General features: G+C 70.5%; 14 protein-coding genes and 3 pseudogenes. 11 read left to right on the forward strand and 6 right to left on the reverse strand.

Going from position 1 to position 17,142, the window contains the following annotated elements; all coding sequences use genetic code 11:
• Positions 1-139 precede the first annotated feature (139 nt).
• From BM536_RS21510 to thpD, 5 genes are all read left to right on the forward strand, one after another.
• Entirely contained in the window at positions 140-652 is a 513-nt protein-coding gene (locus BM536_RS21510; protein ID WP_073494139.1) for a DinB family protein, read from the forward strand.
• Positions 653-923: 271 nt separating this feature from the next.
• Complete coding sequence (gene ectA / locus BM536_RS21515) at positions 924-1,433, forward strand: diaminobutyrate acetyltransferase (protein ID WP_073494141.1); 510 nt, start codon at positions 924-926, stop codon at positions 1,431-1,433.
• A gap of 75 nt (positions 1,434-1,508) precedes the next feature.
• Positions 1,509-2,798, forward strand: coding sequence for a diaminobutyrate--2-oxoglutarate transaminase (ectB, locus tag BM536_RS21520; protein ID WP_073494143.1), 1,290 nt, complete (start codon positions 1,509-1,511; stop codon positions 2,796-2,798).
• A 41-nt stretch (positions 2,799-2,839) separates the two neighbouring features.
• Entirely contained in the window at positions 2,840-3,244 is a 405-nt protein-coding gene (locus BM536_RS21525) for an ectoine synthase (RefSeq protein ID WP_073494145.1), read from the forward strand.
• Positions 3,245-3,251: 7 nt separating this feature from the next.
• Positions 3,252-4,154, forward strand: coding sequence for an ectoine hydroxylase (gene thpD, locus BM536_RS21530; protein WP_073494147.1), 903 nt, complete (start codon positions 3,252-3,254; stop codon positions 4,152-4,154).
• Positions 4,155-4,259: 105 nt separating this feature from the next.
• On the opposite strand, the gene BM536_RS21535 is transcribed toward thpD, so the two are convergent.
• From BM536_RS21535 to BM536_RS21550, 4 genes and pseudogenes are all read right to left on the reverse strand, one after another.
• Complete coding sequence (locus BM536_RS21535) at positions 4,260-5,312, reverse strand: aminotransferase class V-fold PLP-dependent enzyme (protein WP_211362924.1); 1,053 nt, start codon at positions 5,310-5,312, stop codon at positions 4,260-4,262.
• A 113-nt stretch (positions 5,313-5,425) separates the two neighbouring features.
• Positions 5,426-6,141 (reverse strand): annotated as a pseudogene (locus BM536_RS21540) (DsbA family oxidoreductase).
• Between the two features lie 160 nt (positions 6,142-6,301).
• Positions 6,302-6,910: a DUF1349 domain-containing protein gene (locus tag BM536_RS21545; RefSeq protein WP_073494151.1), complete on the reverse strand. Its 609-nt coding sequence runs from the start codon at positions 6,908-6,910 to the stop codon at positions 6,302-6,304.
• Positions 6,911-6,951: 41 nt separating this feature from the next.
• Positions 6,952-8,481, reverse strand: a complete 1,530-nt coding sequence (locus tag BM536_RS21550; protein WP_094103352.1) for an aldehyde dehydrogenase (NADP(+)) — start codon at positions 8,479-8,481, stop codon at positions 6,952-6,954.
• 144 nt (positions 8,482-8,625) lie between these two features.
• Between BM536_RS21550 and BM536_RS21555 the strand changes: the two genes are divergently transcribed.
• The 3 genes from BM536_RS21555 (at position 8,626) to BM536_RS21565 (ending at position 11,563) form a co-directional block, all read left to right on the forward strand.
• Entirely contained in the window at positions 8,626-9,399 is a 774-nt protein-coding gene (locus BM536_RS21555; RefSeq protein WP_094103353.1) for an IclR family transcriptional regulator, read from the forward strand.
• A gap of 3 nt (positions 9,400-9,402) precedes the next feature.
• Positions 9,403-9,873 carry a GNAT family N-acetyltransferase gene (locus tag BM536_RS21560; RefSeq protein ID WP_073494152.1) on the forward strand — a complete coding sequence of 157 codons (471 nt, stop codon included), beginning with the start codon at positions 9,403-9,405 and terminating at the stop codon, positions 9,871-9,873.
• Positions 9,874-10,114: 241 nt separating this feature from the next.
• A complete protein-coding gene (locus BM536_RS21565; RefSeq protein ID WP_073494154.1) occupies positions 10,115-11,563 on the forward strand; it encodes a peptidoglycan D,D-transpeptidase FtsI family protein in 1,449 nt (482 codons plus the stop codon).
• Between the two features lie 61 nt (positions 11,564-11,624).
• Here BM536_RS21565 and BM536_RS21570 read toward each other — a convergent pair whose 3' ends face one another.
• Complete coding sequence (locus tag BM536_RS21570; RefSeq protein WP_073494169.1) at positions 11,625-13,076, reverse strand: NCS2 family permease; 1,452 nt, start codon at positions 13,074-13,076, stop codon at positions 11,625-11,627.
• 273 nt (positions 13,077-13,349) lie between these two features.
• On the opposite strand from BM536_RS21570, the gene BM536_RS21575 reads away from it, so the two are divergent.
• The 3 genes and pseudogenes from BM536_RS21575 to BM536_RS21585 all read left to right on the forward strand — a co-directional run bounded on the left by BM536_RS21575 (position 13,350) and on the right by BM536_RS21585 (position 15,742).
• Positions 13,350-13,919 (forward strand): SigE family RNA polymerase sigma factor, encoded by a 570-nt coding sequence (locus BM536_RS21575; RefSeq protein WP_073494155.1) that lies wholly within the window; start codon positions 13,350-13,352, stop codon positions 13,917-13,919.
• Positions 13,916-14,784: pseudogene (locus BM536_RS21580) on the forward strand (hypothetical protein). Before BM536_RS21575 ends, BM536_RS21580 begins: the two are co-directional and overlap by 4 nt.
• Positions 14,785-14,912: 128 nt before the next feature.
• A pseudogene (locus BM536_RS21585) lies at positions 14,913-15,742 on the forward strand (pectate lyase).
• A gap of 102 nt (positions 15,743-15,844) precedes the next feature.
• Here BM536_RS21585 and BM536_RS21590 read toward each other — a convergent pair.
• Entirely contained in the window at positions 15,845-16,999 is a 1,155-nt protein-coding gene (locus BM536_RS21590) for a right-handed parallel beta-helix repeat-containing protein (RefSeq protein WP_073494159.1), read from the reverse strand.
• Between the last annotated feature and the right edge of the window lie 143 nt (positions 17,000-17,142).

The following is a 17,142-nucleotide window of genomic DNA, read 5'->3' on the forward strand; positions in this document are numbered from 1 at the left end:
CGGGCCGGTCGGCAGGGTCGCGCTCGTGGCCGAGGGGCAGGGATGGTCGGCCGGGTCGCGCTCGTGGCCGAGGGGCAGGGATGGTCGGCCGGGTCGCACTCGTGGCCGGGGTGTCAGTGGGCCCTGCCATGCTCGCCGCATGACCACTCTCCCGGACGGCCGTCCCGTCCCCCTGATGACCGGTGACGAGCGGGCCATGCTCGACAGCTGGCTCGACTTCCACCGCGCGACGTTGAAGCTGAAGTGCGCGGGCCTGGACGACACCCAGGTCCGGCAGGCCTCGGCCGAGCCCTCCTCCCTCACGCTGCTCGGTCTGGTCCAGCATCTCGCCGAGGTTGAACGGAACTGGTTCCAGCGGGTGTTCGCGGGACTCGACGTACCGCCCGTGTTCGAAAACCCCACCGGGTACGCGCTCAGCCCCGAGCGGGGACTGGGTGAGGCGCTGACGGTGTGGCAGCGGGAGATCGCGCGGGGGCGCGAGCTGACCGCGGGGCGCTCGCTGGACGACACCGGGCGGATCGACGGCGGGCCGGCGGCCGGGGCGGAGGTCAGTCTGCGCTGGGTGCTGATCCACCTCGTCGAGGAGTACGCGCGGCACAACGGCCACGCGGACATTCTGCGGGAGCGTATCGACGGGGCCACCGGAGCCTGAATTCACGGTAATTCCGCAGTTCCTTTCCCCGCCTTTCTCTCACCCTTTCCCAGGATGGGTTTCCCGAGTTCTCCTGCCCGGATCTCCCGGGCCCAAACGCAAAGATTTTTCGAGCACATTACGAGCGCGTGACGCATTGCACAGAGGTAGCGATTTGCCCCGTTTTAGCCGATACAAAACGCCACAAACCGACACCCGACCACGAGGGCATCACCAAACCATCGCCGCCTCTCCATGCATTTTTTAATTTCCCTCGGTAAGTTCAATCCGCATGACTGCCACACAAGCAGACCTGCGGATCGACCGCCCCTCGGCGGCGGACGGGGCCGCTCTCTGGCGTATCGCCAAGGAATCCGGGACTCTCGATCTGAACTCCTCCTACAGCTACCTGCTGTGGTGCCGGGACTTCGCCGGCACCTCGGCGGTGGCGCGCGCCGAGAGCGGCGAACCGGTCGGGTTCGTCACCGGGTACGTCCGTCCCCAGGCACCGGAGACGCTGCTCGTCTGGCAGGTCGCGGTCGACGGCGCGTACCGCGGCCGCGGCCTCGCCGCCACGCTGCTCGACGCGCTGACCGCGCGGGTCGCCGCCGAGCGCCCCCTCACCAGCGTCGAGACCACGATCACGCCGGGCAACACCGCCTCGGAGCGGCTGTTCACCTCCTACGCCGCCCGCCACGGTGCGGACGTCACGCGCGAGGTCCTGTTCGACACGGGACTGTTCCCGGACGGCCCGCACGATCCCGAAGTCCTCTACCGCATCGGCCCGTTGACCTCCGTCTGAGCCTTCCCCGGAGACCCGGCCCCCCACCGCCGACCGCCGCACGACTCCCCCACCGCATCGAGGAGCGTTTTCGCCGTGACCATCACCCAGCCCGACCTCAGCGTGTTCGAGACCCTCGAGTCCGAGGTGCGCAGTTACTGCCGCGGCTGGCCCGTCGTCTTCGACCGGGCGCAGGGCAGCCGGATGTACGACGAGGACGGACACCAGTACCTCGACTTCTTCGCGGGCGCCGGCTCGCTCAACTACGGGCACAACAACCCGGTTCTGAAACGGGCGCTGATCGACTACCTGATGCGCGACGGCGTCACCCACGGGCTCGACATGTCCACCGTCGCCAAGCGGACCTTCCTCCAGACCTTCCAGGATCTGGTGCTGCGGCCGCGCGACCTGCCGTACAAGGTCATGTTCCCGGGCCCGACCGGTACCAACGCCGTGGAGTCCGCGCTGAAGCTGGCCCGGAAGGTGAAGGGGCGCGAGGCGATCGTGTCGTTCACCAACGCCTTCCACGGGATGTCGCTCGGCTCGCTCGCCGTCACCGGGAACGCGTTCAAGCGGGCCGGGGCGGGCGTCCCGCTGGTGCACGGCACGCCGATGCCGTTCGACAACTACTTCGATGGCCAGGTCCCGGACTTCCTGTGGTTCGAGCGGCTCCTGGAGGACCAGGGCTCCGGACTCAACAAGCCGGCCGCCGTGATCGTCGAGACCGTGCAGGGCGAGGGCGGCATCAACGTCGCGCGGCCGGAGTGGCTGCGGGCGCTGGCCGAGCTGTGCGAGCGGCAGGACATGCTGCTGATCGTCGACGACATCCAGATGGGGTGCGGGCGCACCGGTGCCTTCTTCTCGTTCGAGGAGGCGGGCATCACCCCCGACATCGTCACCGTGTCCAAGTCCATCAGCGGCTACGGCCTGCCCATGTCGCTGTGCCTGTTCAAGCCCGAGCTGGACGTGTGGGAGCCGGGCGAGCACAACGGCACCTTCCGCGGCAACAACCCGGCGTTCGTCACGGCCACCGCCGCGCTGGAGACGTACTGGGCCGACGGGTCGGCGATGGAGAAGCAGACCCGCGGGCGCGGTGAGCAGATCGAGCAGGAGCTGATCTCGATCACCGAGGAGAACCTGGCCGACGTCAAGGAGTACCGGGGCCGTGGCCTGGTGTGGGGCCTGGAGTTCCACGAAAAGGCGCGAGCCGGGCGGGTGGCGCGCCGCGCCTTCGAACTCGGGCTGCTGATCGAGACGTCCGGCCCGGAGAGCGAGGTCGTCAAGCTGCTGCCGGCGCTCACCGTGACGCCCGAGGAGCTGGACGAGGGCATGAGCGTCCTCGCCCGCGCCGTGCGGGAGACCGTCGCCGTGCCCGAGACCGCCTGACCTTTCCGGCACACCACCTATCCAGGAGGGATCGCAACACCGTGATCGTCCGTTCGTTCAAGGACATCGAAGGCACCGACCGGCATGTGAGGTCGGCGTCCGGCACCTGGGAGAGCAAGCGCATCGTCCTCGCCAAGGAGAGGGTCGGCTTCTCCCTGCACGAGACGATCCTGTACGCGGGCACGGAGACGTCGATGTGGTACGCGAACCACATCGAGGCCGTCGTCTGCGTGGAGGGCGAGGCCGAACTCACCGACCACGAGACCGGGCTGGCGCACACCATCACGCCCGGGACCATGTACCTCCTCGACGGGCACGAGCGGCACACGCTCCGCGTCAAGGAGGACTTCCGCTGCATCTGCGTGTTCAACCCGCCCGTCACGGGACGGGAGGACCACGACGAGAACGGCGTCTATCCGCTGCTCACCGAGCCCGAGGAGGTGTGACATCCCCATGACCACTGCCACCGGCACCCACGTCACCGATCTCTACCCCAGCCGCGGCGCCACCGAGGTGCGTGTCCCCCGCCAGGACCCGGTCGTCTGGGGCGCCCCGGACGCGCCCGGCCCGTTCGAGCCGCTCGACCTCCAGTCGTTCGAGCGGGACGGCTTCGCCGCCGTCGACCAGCTCCTCACGGACGACGAGGTCGCCGTCCACAAGCGGGAGTTGGACCGGCTGGTGAACGACCCGGCGATCCGGGCCGACGACCGTTCCATCGTCGAACCGAGGACGAAGGAGATCCGGTCCGTCTTCGAGGTGCACCGGATCAGCGAGGTCTTCGCCCGGCTGGTGCGTGACGAGCGGGTCGTCGGGCGGGCCCGGCAGCTCCTCGGCTCGGACGTGTACGTCCACCAGTCACGGATCAACGTCAAGCCCGGCTTCGGCGCCTCCGGCTTCTACTGGCACTCCGACTTCGAGACCTGGCACGCCGAGGACGGTCTGCCCCGGATGCGCACGGTGTCCGTCTCGATCGCGCTGACCGAGAACCACGACACCAACGGCAGCCTGATGATCATGCCGGGTTCGCACAAGACGTTCCTGGGCTGCGCGGGGGCCACGCCGAAGGACAACTACAAGCAGTCGCTCCAGATGCAGGACGCGGGCACGCCCTCCGACGAGGCGCTGACCGAGATGGCGTCCGCGTACGGCATCAAGCTGTTCACGGGCCGGGCCGGGTCGGCGACCTGGTTCGACTGCAACTGCATGCACGGGTCCGGCGACAACATCACGCCGTTCCCGCGCAGCAACGTCTTCATCGTGTTCAACAGCGTGGAGAACGCGGCGGTCGAGCCGTTCGCGGCACCCGTGCGGCGGCCCGAGTTCATCGGAGCGAGGGACTTCACGCCGGTCCGGTGAACCCGGCCGCGGTCCGGGGGGGCGCCCCCGGACGTCACACGGCATCGGCGCCCGCGTCTTCACGCCCGGTGCACCGAGCACTCCCGCCCGGCGCATCCGGCGTGCTCAGCCCGACAGCACGTCCAGCAGCCGGTCCACGTCCGCCGTCGTGTTGAACAGGTGGAAGGACGCGCGCAGGTTGCCCGCGCGGTTGGAGACCTCGATGCCCGCGCGGCTCAACTCCGGCTGCCGGACGCCGAGTCCGGGCACCGAGACGATCGCCGAGCCCGGTGCGGGCACGGGCTCGTGGCCGAGTGTCGCGAGCCCGGCCCGGAACCGGTCGGCGAGGGCGAGGTCGTGGGCCCGTACGGCGGCGACGCCGAGTTCCTCGACGAGATCGAGGGAGCGGCGCAGCCCGGCGTAGGTGAACAGGGCGTGGCTCAGGTCGAACCGCCTTGCGGAGCGGGCGAGTTCGGCGACGGGTCCGTAGCAGCTGTCCCAGGGCGCCTCGGCGGCGACCCATCCCGCCAGTACCGGCGTGAGGTCGCCGAAGTCCTCCGGCACGACGAGGAAGGCGGCCCCGTGCGGGCCGAGCAGCCACTTGAAGGAGACGGAGACGGAGTAGTCGTACGCGTCGGCGTCCATCGGCAGCCAGCCGGCGGACTGGGAGAAGTCGACGTAGGTGCGCGCGCCGTGGGTGCGGGCCGCCTCGCGCAGGGCCGGCAGGTCCGCGATCCGTCCGTCGGCGGACTGGGCGGCGCTCACCGCGACGAGCGCGGTGCCGGGGCGGACGGCCTCGGCGATCCGCTCCAGCGGGACCGCGCGGACCTTGAGGTCGCCGCGGACGTGGAAAGGGTTCAGCACGGACGTGAAGTCGTCCTCCGCGGTGAGGACCTCGGCGCCCGCCGGGAGCGAGGTGGCGATGAGGCCGGTGTGCGCGGCGACCGAGGCGCCGGCCGCGACCCGGGTGACCGGGACGCCGACGAGCCGGGCGTACGCCGCCCGGCTGGCCTCCACGTCCTCGTACAGCGGCGTCAGCGGCCTGCCCTCGGCCCGTAGCAGCGCCGCCTCGTGCAGGGCGGTGACGGTGCGGGCGGGGAGCAGGCCGTTGCTCGCGGTGTTCAGGTAGGTGTTCTTCGGGGCGAACTCGGCGCGGACGAGGGTCTCGAAGGTCTCCATGGCCTCCACTCTGCGGCCCACGGAAGTCGAAGTCCATTGCGAATTCTTACGCGGTTTCCCTAAGGAACGCTTATGGATGGGCCCTCACCTGCACGTTTCAGGACCCCGGCGGGTCAGTGCCGCGGTACGGCGCATCCGTCGGGGCCGCAGGCCTCGGCGTCGCCCTGGTCGACGAGCTCGAGGGGCGAGCGCTCGCCCCAGGCCCGGGTGAGTGCCTGGGCGAAGACCTCGGCGGGCTGGGCGCCGGAGACCCCGTACGTGCGGTCGAGGACGAAGAAGGGGACGCCGTTCGCGCCGAGCCGGGCGGCCTCGGCCTCGTCGGCGCGGACCTCGTCGGCGTAGGCGGCCGGGTCGCGAGGACCTTCCGGGCGGCGTCGGTGTCCAGACCGGCCTCGGCGGCCAGCTCCACGAGCCGCTCGTCGCCCTCGCCGAACAGGGACCGCTCCTCGGCGAAGTTGGCCCGGTACAGGAGCTGGATCAGCTCGTCCTGGCGGCCCTGTTCCTTGGCGAAGTGCAGCAGGCGGTGCATGTCGAAGGTGTTGCCGTGGTCCCGGTCGCGGGTGCGGTAGTCGAGGCCCTCGGCGGCGGCCTGGGCTCCGAGGTTGTCCTCGCCGGCCTGCGCCTGGGCCTCGCTCATGCCGTACTTCTTGGTCAGCATGGCCAGCACGGGCTGGACGTCGCCCTTGGCGCGGCCGGGGTCCAGTTCGAAGGAGCGGTGCACGACCTCGACCTGGTCACGGTGCGGGAAGGCGTCGAGCGCCTTCTCGAAGCGGGCCTTGCCCACGTAGCACCACGGGCAGGCGATGTCGCTCCAGATCTCGACGCGCATGTCTCGGCTCTCTCAGGTATGCGGGTACGGAGACTCCCTCCGCCGAGTATGTGAACGTTCAAAGGATCGGCCTCATTCCCCGCTCGCGGACACCGCGGGAAAGGTGGTGATCGCCGGATACCACGGCCCGCCCGTCGCACCGGTTCCGGAGCGGCCCCGGTCAGCTGCCGTCGCGGAGGTCGTCCGGCCAGCTCGGGCGGAACTCCAGGTGGTCGTACGTGACGACGCAGCCCTGCCCCATCGGCGCCTGCGCCATGAAGCCGACGAGGGCCGCGCCCGTCTCCTTCTCGTCGCCCAGCGTGAACAGCCGGACGAAGACCCAGTGCTCTCCGTCGCGCGAGGCGTGGAAGGCGAAGGCCCGGCCGGTCCGGCTGACCCGCAGCCAGACCGAACTGCCGTCCACGGCGAAGGAGTTGGCGTCGTCGGAGTGGCCGCGGGTGACCACCGTGCAGACGGTGGGCACGTCCGGGGAGTACTCCAGGCACAGCTTGGCCCAGGCCCGTTCGCCGACGTGCACGTACAACACCCCGGCGTCGAAGGCACCGTTGAAGCCGACGGTCACCCGGGCGATGAACTGGAAGTCGCCCTCGGGTGCCCCCAGCAGCCGGGGGGCGTCGGCGGCCGGGTCCAGCGCCTCCCCGGTGGGCGGCACGAACCGGTCCTGGCGGGGACCGCCCCATCCGGTGAGGACCCCGTCCTCGTAGCTCCAGTGCCCGTCGGGCCCGTAGGTGCGCAGTGGGAAGGGGAGTTCGGCGAGTTCGAGGTCCATGCTCAGGGTTTCCCGGATTCCTTCTCGTCGATCGGTGCCGGTCAGCGCTCGAGGTGGTTGTTGAAGCGCCGGGGCAGGCCGAGGGGGTTGTCGTCGCGCAGCTCGGGCGGCAGCAGGGCCTCGGGGGTGTTCTGGTAGGCGACCGGGCGCAGCCAGCGCTCGATGGCCGTACCGCCCACGGAGGTGGAGGTGGAGGTGGTCGCCGGGTAGGGGCCGCCGTGGTGCTGCGCGGGGGCCACGGCCACGCCGGTCGGCCAGCCGTTCACCAGCACGCGGCCCGCGAGCGGGGTGAGTTCGGCGAGGATCTCGGCGCCGCGGCCCTCGCCGGCGGCCTCCTGCGTCGACAGGTGGACGGTGGCGGTGAGGTTGCCGGGGAGCCGGGAGAGCACGGACCGCGCCTGGTCGTCGTCGTCGTAGCGCGCCACCACGGTCACCGGGCCGAAGCACTCCTCCAGGAGCAGGTCGTACGCCCCCTCGTCGGCGAGCCTCCCGGCCGGGACCGTCAGGAAGCCCGCGCTCACGGTGTGCTCGCCGCCCGCTCCGGGCGTGACCGGCGTCTCGACCTCGGGCAGCTGCGCCCGCTCGGCGACACCGGCGAGGAAGTTGTCGCGCATGCGGTGGTCGAGCAGGACGCCCGCGTCCGTGTCGCTGACCGCGTCGGTCAGCGACTTGACGAGGCCGTCACCGGCCGCGCCGGACGGCACGAGGACCAGGCCCGGCTTCACGCAGAACTGTCCGACGCCCAGCGTCATCGAGCCGGCCAGGCCGGTCCCGATGGCCTCCGCGCGCTCGGCGGCGGCGGCCTCGGTCACGACGACCGGGTTGAGCGAGCCCAGCTCGCCGTGGAAGGGGATCGGCACGGGCCGCGCGGCCGCCGCGTCGAACAGCGCGCGACCGCCCCGGATGGACCCGGTGAAACCGGCGGCGGCGATCAGCGGGTGCTTGATCAGCTCGACGCCCGCCTCGAAGCCGTGCACCAGACCGAGCACCTCGACGGGGATGCCGTGCTCGGCGGCGGCCCGGCGGACCACCTTGGCGACCAGCTCGGAGAGGCCCGGGTGGTCGGGGTGGGACTTGACGACGACGGGGTTGCCCGCGGCCAGCGCGCTCGCGGTGTCGCCGCCGACGACGGAGAACGCGAAGGGGAAGTTGGACGCCGAGTAGACGGCGACGACGCCCAGCGGCACCTTGTAGCGGCGCAGGTCCGGCACCGGCGGCGTCGCGGTGTCGTCGGGGTGGTTGATGACGACGTCGAGGAAGGCGCCCTCCTCGACGATGTCGGCGAAGGCGCGCAGCTGGTAGCAGGTGCGGGCGAGTTCGCCGGTCAGCCGGACCGGGCCGAGCGCGGTCTCGGCGTCGGCCACCTCGACGAGCTGTTCGCGGGCCGCCTCGAGCCGGTCCGCCGCGGTGCGCAGGAAGGCCGTGCGGACGGTGCGGTCGGCGAGCGCCGCCCGTGTACCGTGCGCGGCACGGACCACGGAGTCCACCTCCTGGGCCGTGGCCTCGACCGCGACCTGTTCACGCTGCTTCCCGGTTCGGGGGTCGACACTCCAGACTGGTGCTGCTGCCACCGCGGGTCCCTCCACGTTCGTCGCCGCATCGCAATGCCGCTGTACTTACCTCACCACCAGGGACGTTCGATATACTGAACGCTGTCTGTGATGATGAATATGCTGTTGGAGACTATTTCCCGTCGAACGAAGGGGTCAAGGGCGATGTCGGCTGGCGAGACGGGGGGCGGGGCGCAGGTCAAGTCCGCGGTGCGGACGGTTGAACTGCTCGAGTACTTCGCCGGCCGCCCCGGTATGCACTCCCTCGCGTCGGTCCAGGAGGCCGTCGGTTATCCCAAGTCCAGCCTCTACATGCTGCTGCGCACGCTGGTGGAGCTGGGCTGGGTGGAGACGGACGCGACGGGCACGCGGTACGGCATCGGCGTGCGGGCGCTGCTGGTCGGGACCTCCTACATCGACGGCGACGAGGTGGTCGCGGCCGCCCGTCCGACGCTGGACCGGCTGTCGGACGACACCACCGAGACCATCCACCTGGCGCGGCTGGACGGCACCAACGTGGTGTACCTCGCCACCCGCCAGTCGCAGCACTACCTGCGCCCCTTCACCCGGGTCGGCCGCCGGCTGCCGGCCCACTCCACCTCCCTGGGCAAGGCGCTGCTGAGCACCTACAGCGACGAGCAGGTCCGCAAGCTGCTCCCGGAGACGCTGCCCGCGCTGACCGAACACACCATCACCGACCGCGAGAAGCTCATCGAGGAACTGCACCAGGTCCGTGAGCAGGGCTTCGCCGTGGACCGCGAGGAGAACACGCTGGGGCTGCGCTGCTTCGGCGTCGCGATCCCCTACCGCACCCCCGCGCGGGACGCGATCAGCTGCTCGGTGCCGGTGGCCCGGCTCACGCCCGCGCACGAGCAGATGGTGAAGGACGCGTTGTTCGACGCGCGTGACCGGCTGACCCTGGCCACCCGTAGGCTCTGAGGCATGCAGATCGCCCTGCGTCCGGTCCACGACAGCGATCTGCCGGTGTTCTACCGGCAGACGAACGACCCCGAGTCCCTGCGGATGGCCGCGTTCACCCCGAAGGACCCGGCCGACCGGGACGCCTTCGACGCCCACTGGAAACGGATCAGAGCCTCCGCGGCCGTGGTGCGCGCGATCCTGGCCGACGGTGACGTGGTGGGCAGCGCGGCGGTCTACGGCGAACCGGGCGAGCGCGAGGTCACGTACTGGGTCGACCGCGCCTACTGGGGGCGCGGCATCGCCACGGCCGCCCTGGGAGCCCTCCTCGCCGAGGTTCCCGAGCGCCCGCTGTACGCGCGCGCGGCGGACGACAACGCCGGTTCCCGGCGGGTCCTGGAGAAGTGCGGGTTCCGGGTGAGCGCGCGGACCACGGGGTACGCGCACGCGCGCGACGCCGAGATCGACGAGGTCGTCATGGTCCTGGAGGCCTGACCGCCGGGACGACGGCCCGCCGTGACCCGCCCGTCTTACGGTCCCGCGTCCGGTCCCGTCTTCCGGTCCTGCGTCCGGTCCCGCGTCCAATCCCGCTTCTGTCGCGGGCGGCGGTGCGGGCGCAGGCCGTGGGCACGCGCGCGTGCCGGTTCCGCCGGGGCCGGGCGGCTTCATGAAGGCTCGATGAGAAACCGGGCGGACGGGAACGACCGCGCCCATCCCGTTCGTCCTTCCGATCGCGATGAACAAGACGATCAGGCGCGCCTCGGTCTTCGCGCTGCTGCTGGTGTTCTCCCTGCTGATCCGGGCGACATGGGTGCAGTTCTACGAAGGCCGGGCGCTGGCGGACGACAAGGACAACCGGCGCAACGCGATCGAGACGTACGCGGAGCCGCTCGGGAACATCATCGTGGCCGGAAAGTCGGTCACCGGCTCGGCGGCCACGCCGGACAGCGACCTGGAGTACAGACGCACGTACACGGACGGCGAGTTGTACGCCGCGGTGACCGGCTACGCCTCGCAGGCCTACGCCCCGACGCAGTTGGAGGGCATCTACGCCGACCTGCTCAACGGCACGGACACCCGGCTGAAGACCGTGGTGGACTCGGTCACGGGCGAGCGGGCCGACCCGGGCAACGTGATCACCACGATCGACCCGGCCGTGCAGAAGGCGGCGTACGACGCCCTCGGCGACAAGAAGGGCGCGGCCGTCGCGGTCGACCCGGCGACGGGCAGGATCCTCGCGGTGGTGTCGACGCCGTCGTACGACCCGTCCTCGCTCACCGACGCCAACACGGCGGGCACCGCCTGGAAGAAGCTCACCGCGGACGCCGACAAGCCGCTCACCAACAGGGCGCTGCGCCAGCCGCTGCCGCCGGGGTCGACGTTCAAGTTGGTCGTGGCGGCGGCCGCGCTGGAGGAGGGGCTCTACTCGTCCGTGGACGAGAGGACGGACAGCGCCGACCCGTACACCCTGCCCGGCACGACCACGGTGCTGAGCAACGAGAACCCCTCGGCGCCCTGTGAGGACGCCACGATCCGGGTCGCGCTCCAGTACTCCTGCAACAACGTCTTCGCGCACATGGCCGTCCAGCTCGGACAGGACAAGCTGCGGGCGACGGCCGAGAGGTTCGGCTTCAACGACGAGACGCAGGACGTGCCGGTGCGGGCCTACCCGAGCGTCTACCCCTCCGGCATGGACGAGTCGTCGACCGCCCTCACCGGCATCGGCCAGTTCGACGTGACCGCCACCCCGCTCCAGATGGCCATGGTGTCGGCAGCCTTGTCCAACGGCGGCAAGCTGGTGTCGCCGCACATGGTCTCGCAGGTCACCGACGGCGACGGGAACGTCCTCACCGACTACGCCGACGAGGCCTCGACCACGCAGGTCGTCAGCTCCGACACCGCCGAGCAGTTGCGGTCGGCGATGCGGACGGTCGTCGAGGACGGCACCGGGACCAACGCCCGTATCGACGGGGCGACGGTCGGCGGCAAGACGGGCACGGCCCAGCACGGCGAGAACAACAGCAAGACGCCGTACGCCTGGTTCACGTCGTACGCCGAGGCCGACGGCAAGGAGGTGGCCGTGGCAGTGGTCGTGGAACAGTCGAACGCGGCCCGCTCGGAGGTGAGCGGCAACGGCCTGGCGGCCCCGGTGGCTAAGGCGATGATGCAGGCGGCGATCGGCTAGCGGGCACGAGGCACTGCGCGACCGGCCACGACGGCGTCGCGGACCGGTCGCGCGGCCAGGCCTACTTGACGCCCAGCACCTGCTCGATCGGGTCGATCGCGAAGTACACGACGAACAGGGCCGAGGCCCCCCACATGAGCCAGTGCACGTCCCGCGCCCTGCCCAGCACCGTCTTGATCACGACGAAGGCGAGGAACCCCGCACCGATGCCGTTGGTGATCGAGTAGGTGAACGGCATGACGGCGATGGTCAGGAAGGCGGGTATGGCGATCTCGTACCTGTCCCAGTCGATGGACTTGACCTGGGTCATCATCAGGAAGCCGACGGCGACCAGCGCGGGTGCCGCCGCCTGGAGCGGGACGATGGTGAGCAGCGGGGTGAGGAACAGGGCGAGGGCGAACAGACCGCCGGTGACCAGGTTGGAGAACCCGGTGCGCGAGCCTTCGCCGACGCCGGCCGCCGACTCGATGTACGAGGTCGCGGAGGACGAGGAGGCCGCGCCGCCCGCGACCGCCGCCGCGCCGTCGATGAGCAGCACGCGGCCCAGGTTGGGCACCTTGCCCTCGTCGTCGAGGAGTTCCGCCTCGGCGCTGACGCCGACGACCGTGCCCATGGTGTCGAAGAAGTCGGACAGGATCAGCGTGAAGACGAGCAGGACGACCGTGATGACGGTGGTCTGACCGAACGCGCCGAACAGACTGAAGTGCCCGACGAGTCCGAAGTCGGGGGTGTCGACGAGCTTGTCGGGCCACGCGGGCGTGGTCAGGCCCCAGGACTTGATGTCGGCGATCGAGTTGATGACGATCGCGAGGAGCGTCATCGTCACGATGCTGATCAGGATGGCGCCCTTGACCTTGCGGGCGAGGAGTCCGATCGTCAGCAGCACGCCGAGGCAGAAGACGAGCATCGGCCACCCGCCGAGGGTGCCGGTGGCGCCGAGCTGAACCGGGACGGTGGTGCCGGCGACGTCGGGGACGCGGCTGACGAAGCCGGCGTCGACGAAGCCGATGAAGGCGATGAACAGCCCGATGCCGACGCTGATCGCCTGCTTCAGCGGTTGCGGGATGGCGTGCATGACGGCCTCGCGCAGGCCGGTGACCACCAGCACGCAGATCAGCAGGCCTTCGAGGACGATCAGGCCCATCGCGTCGTCCCAGCTCATCAGCGGGGCGATCTGGAAGGCGACGACGGCGTTGAGGCCGAGTCCGGCGGCGAGGGCGAGCGGGAGGTTGCCGCCGACGCCCATGACGAACGTCATGACGGCGGCCACCAGGGCGGTGGCGGTGGTCAGTTGGACGGCGTCGAGTTGGTGCCCGAACTTGTCCTTGGCGCTGCCCAGGATGATGGGATTCAGGACAAGGATGTAGGCCATCGTGAAGAACGTGGCGAAGCCGCCGCGTATCTCCCGGCCGAAGGTCGACCCCCGTTCGGAGATCCTGAAGAACCGGTCGACGCTGTTCACCGCCGGGGGCGGGGGACTCGGCCGGTCGGCCACCTTCTGCGTTTCGGACATGACGGACACTCCTCGTGACCTGGTGATCAGTGTGCGGATGCTGGCTGGATTGTTCCTCCGTTGAACCCGGTTCAGGTTTTCACCGTGTTACGGAATCAGGGTTCGGTCCGTCATACGTCGTTCGAACCCCCGTACCGAACAAGCGGTTGATCACTGCTACGCTTCCGGATCTCGCCCCGACCACCTCCCCGGGGCATCCCCATGTCATTCACATGACACGCACAGCATCCACCCCCGTCGGGGTGCAGGTTCCACACCGAGAAGAGGTCACCCGTGGGCACAGTCGTCGACGACGCCGCCTCCGTGGAGTTCCATGCCTTCTTCGAACGCCACCACGCCGAACTGGCCCGGCTCGCCCATCTGTTGACCGGTGAGGCCGACGCGGCCGACGATCTCGCGGCGGACGCGCTGCTCGCGCTCTGGCACCGCTGGGACCGCGTGCGCGCGGCCGATCACCCGGTGGCGTACGCGCGTGGCGTCGTGGCCAATCTGGCCCGCACCCGGATCCGCAGCGCGGTCCGCGAGCGCCGCAGGATCGCCCTGTTCTGGTCGCAGCGCGAGGAGAAGACGGAGAACCCGGACGTCGCGGGCGTGGTGGACGTCCAGTCGGCGCTGCGTAGACTCCCCTTCCGCAAACGGGCCTGCGTGGTGCTGCGGCACGCGTTCGACCTCTCGGAGAAGGACACCGCGCTCGCTCTGGGCGTCTCGGTGGGTACGGTGAAGAGCCAGACCTCGAAGGGAATGGCCGAGTTGCAGAGGCTGCTCGGCGCCCCGGAGGGTTCGCGGAAGGTGCACGCCGTGATGGCGGCGCGCACGGGTGAGGCCGGAGGAAGGGACCGATGACGATGCAGCGGGACGTGCACGGCGAGCTGCGCGCCCGGTTGCACGGGGCGGCCGAGGCGTACGAGCCGAACCGCGAGCGGATCCTCGCCCGGATCGAGCGCGGCATGGTGGAGCAGGAACGGCCCGGCGGTCACCGGTCGACCCGTCCGGCCCTGTGGGGCTGGGCACGGATCGTGAGCGCCACGGCCGCGGTCGCGGGCATGCTCGCGGTCGGCGGCTACGCGGTGGCGTCGGCGGTGAAGGACGACCCGCCGCGGCAGCAGTCGGTCGCCGTCCCACCGCCGCCGGTGGAGTCCCCGGACGCGACGAGCCGCCCGCCGCCTCGCCGAAGGCCACGCCCGGTTCGGGCGGCGGCGGGCAGAACGAGGCCGAGCCCAGCGGTGCGCCGACGAAGTCGGCTCAGGCGAAGCCCTCCGCGTCCGCGCCGGGCCTGCTGCCGGCCGTCGACGACACCGAGGACGGCCCGCTGTGGTCGGACGGCTCGGTGGACCCGCACAGCAACGACTTCTGGGCCCAGAGCAATGTGACGATCAAGGCCTCCGGGCAACTCAGCGAGCTGACCGTGCAGTTGAAGGTGGCGCAGACCGGCGGGGTGTCCTCGGCGGGTGCCTGGCGTTCGCTTCCCGAGGGCGACTTCACGTTCACGGTCGAGGAGAGGGACGACTTCCTGATCTACACCTGGGTGCTCAAGGAGGGCCGTACGGTCCCCGAGGGCGAGTGGGTGTTCGCCGGGCAGTACGACCACGACCGAGGCGGCCGGGACGCCAAGGACGACACCTATGCGGTCGTCGGCGCGGCCGACGGCCAGGAGGGCTCCGTGGGCGGCGACTTCGCGGCCCAGGACGACGACGAGGGCGACTCGTAGAAGCCGTGCGGGGCCGTGGAAGCCGCGGAGAACGCGTGGAGAAGAAAGTTTCGGCGAAGCGGCAACCCTTTCCTCACCGGTGACGACCACAAGGCGCAAGAGTCACCACGCACTTGAGGAATCGGTACATGACTGCTCCAGCAGAACCGCGCGTCCGGCACCGCCGCAGGGTCACCAAGCGGCGCGCGCTGATCGCGGGCTCCGCCGCCTTCGCCATCTCCGGAGCCGCGATCGTCACCACGACGATGCTCTCGTCCGCGGGCGCCGCGTCGACCTGGCCGACGGCCATGGGCAGCAAGGCGGTGTCCTCGACGATCAAGGTCACGGGCACGTACGACGGCAAGCTGACGAAGTTCTCCGGTGCCGGTGAACTGGGCGGCAGCGGCCAGGACGAGGGCCAGGACCCGATCTTCGAACTGGCCGACGGCGCCGTCCTGAAGAACGTGATCATCGGTACGCCGGGCGCCGACGGCGTCCACTGCAAGGGCTCCTGCACGCTCCAGAACGTGTGGTGGCTGGACGTCGGCGAGGACGCCGCCAGCTTCAAGGGCAAGTCCGCCTCGGCGGTGTACAAGGTCATCGGCGGCGGCGCGAAGAACGGCGCGACAAGGTGCTCCAGTTCAACGGCGCCGGCACGCTGACCGTGACCGGCTTCCGGGTGGAGAACTCCGGCAAGCTGGTCCGCTCCTGCGGCAACTGCAAGACGCAGTACAAGCGCACGATCGTGCTGAGCGACATCGACATCGTGGCGCCCCTGAAGACCATCGTCGGCGTCAACGCCAACTACGGCGACACCGCGACCCTGTCGAAGATCCGCATCCAGGGCGACACCAAGAAGAAGACGCAGACCTGCGTCCGCTTCAAGGGCAACAACACCGGCAAGGAGCCCACCGCACTGGGCACCGGCGCCGACGGCAGGACCTGCAAGTTCGCGCCGTCCGACATCACGTACAAGTAGGCGCCCCCTTCTCACGCGGACCTGCCGGCCTGAGCCCCTCTCGGGCCGGCACGGAAGAACGCCCCCGCCGGCGGTCACCGGCGGGGGCGTTCGGCTGCCCGGTCAGTTCATGGTGGAGCCGATCGTGGTGGACCCGGTGGTCAGGAACGTCGTCGCCGGCAGCGCCCCGTCCGCCTCGCGGGCGCCGTACGCCGTCGTCGCGTCCGTCGACCTGAAGGCCGGGGTGCTGACGCCGCCGTCCCAGTTGTTCGCGGCGGACACCGTGGAGGAGCCCAGCTCGGACAGGCCGCCCTTGTTGCCCACGGCGAGGTTGCGGGCCAGGCGGGCCTTGCCGGTCGCGAAGTAGAAGCCGGCCCGCGCGTTGGCGTACGCCGTGTTGCGGTTCAGGACGATCGCGCCGGTGTTGGAGTTCTCGGTGAACCCGTGCAGGGTGTTGTCCCAGGCCGCGTCGTCGTTCACCACGTGCGCGACGACGACGCCTCCGCCGCCCAGCTTGAAGCCGTTGCCGTTGCCCTCGAAGGCGGCGTCGTTCCAGCGGTTCCTGCCGTTGCCGAAGGCCCACGTGTGGTCGATGGTGATCGGTGTGGAGAACTGCCACAGGTCGAGGCCGTCGTCGGAGTTGTCGTGGAGGCGGGCCCCGGTGATCCGGTTGCCCGTCCCGGAGCCGAACTTGACGGCGATGCCGTCCGCGTTCTGCCCGTGTCCGGCGGCGTCGTAGTTGCCGTGGCTGTCGAGGTTCTGCACGAGGTTGCCGACGGTGTTGTCGCCGCGCAGCGTGAAACCGGTGTCTCCGTTGTCGGCGGTGACCAGGTTCCTGAAGACGCCCCCGGTGGAGGACGTGACGACGAAGCCCTGGGCCGGGGAATTGCGGAAGGTGAGGTTCTGCACGGTCCAATAGCTGCCGTGGATCCCGGCGAGCCAGGAGCCGGCCGGCAGCCTGGACCCGTCGATCCTCACCTTCTCGCTGCCGTACGCCTGGAGCGTGATCCGGTTCGTGGCGGTGCCGCTGGCCGTGGACTTCAGGGTGGCCGTCGGGTGGTAGGTGCCGCCGCGGACCTGGATGACGGCGCCCGCGGCGGCGTTCCTCACGGCCGCCTCCAGTTGGGCGGTGGTCGACACGGTGACCGTCGCCGACGCGGCCCGGGCGCCGTCGTTCGTCAGGCCGAGGCAGACGCCGCCCGCCCCTGAGGCGACGGCCACCGCGGCGGCGATCGAGAGGGTGCGCGTCCTGCGGTGGCGTCCGGTGCTCAAACGCACGGGGCGTTCCTTTCCTGAGGGGGAGGGAGAGGAGACGCGCCGGAGGGTCCGCCCGGCCCGTTCCCGCACTCGAGTCGCCGCCATGGCCGGGAAAGGTTGCCGGGCCCCGCGAAAGGAGTCGACACTTTCGCGGTGGTCCGTCC

The organism is Streptomyces phaeoluteigriseus, from assembly GCF_001896135.2.
Lineage (GTDB): Bacteria > Actinomycetota > Actinomycetes > Streptomycetales > Streptomycetaceae > Streptomyces > Streptomyces phaeoluteigriseus.

What these genes read in the sequence shown, in the direction of transcription:
- BM536_RS21535 (WP_211362924.1), bottom strand. Translation starts at nt 5,312, where the DNA reads ATGGAGACCTTCGAGACCCTCGTCCGCGCCGAGTTCGCCCCGAAGAAC.
- ectA (WP_073494141.1), top strand. Translation starts at nt 924, where the DNA reads ATGACTGCCACACAAGCAGACCTGCGGATCGACCGCCCCTCGGCGGCG.
- BM536_RS21570 (WP_073494169.1), bottom strand. Translation starts at nt 13,076, where the DNA reads ATGTCCGAAACGCAGAAGGTGGCCGACCGGCCGAGTCCCCCGCCCCCG.
- BM536_RS21555 (WP_094103353.1), top strand. Translation starts at nt 8,626, where the DNA reads ATGTCGGCTGGCGAGACGGGGGGCGGGGCGCAGGTCAAGTCCGCGGTG.
- BM536_RS21510 (WP_073494139.1), top strand. Translation starts at nt 140, where the DNA reads ATGACCACTCTCCCGGACGGCCGTCCCGTCCCCCTGATGACCGGTGAC.
- thpD (WP_073494147.1), top strand. Translation starts at nt 3,252, where the DNA reads ATGACCACTGCCACCGGCACCCACGTCACCGATCTCTACCCCAGCCGC.
- BM536_RS21545 (WP_073494151.1), bottom strand. Translation starts at nt 6,910, where the DNA reads ATGGACCTCGAACTCGCCGAACTCCCCTTCCCACTGCGCACCTACGGG.
- BM536_RS21560 (WP_073494152.1), top strand. Translation starts at nt 9,403, where the DNA reads ATGCAGATCGCCCTGCGTCCGGTCCACGACAGCGATCTGCCGGTGTTC.
- BM536_RS21565 (WP_073494154.1), top strand. Translation starts at nt 10,115, where the DNA reads ATGAACAAGACGATCAGGCGCGCCTCGGTCTTCGCGCTGCTGCTGGTG.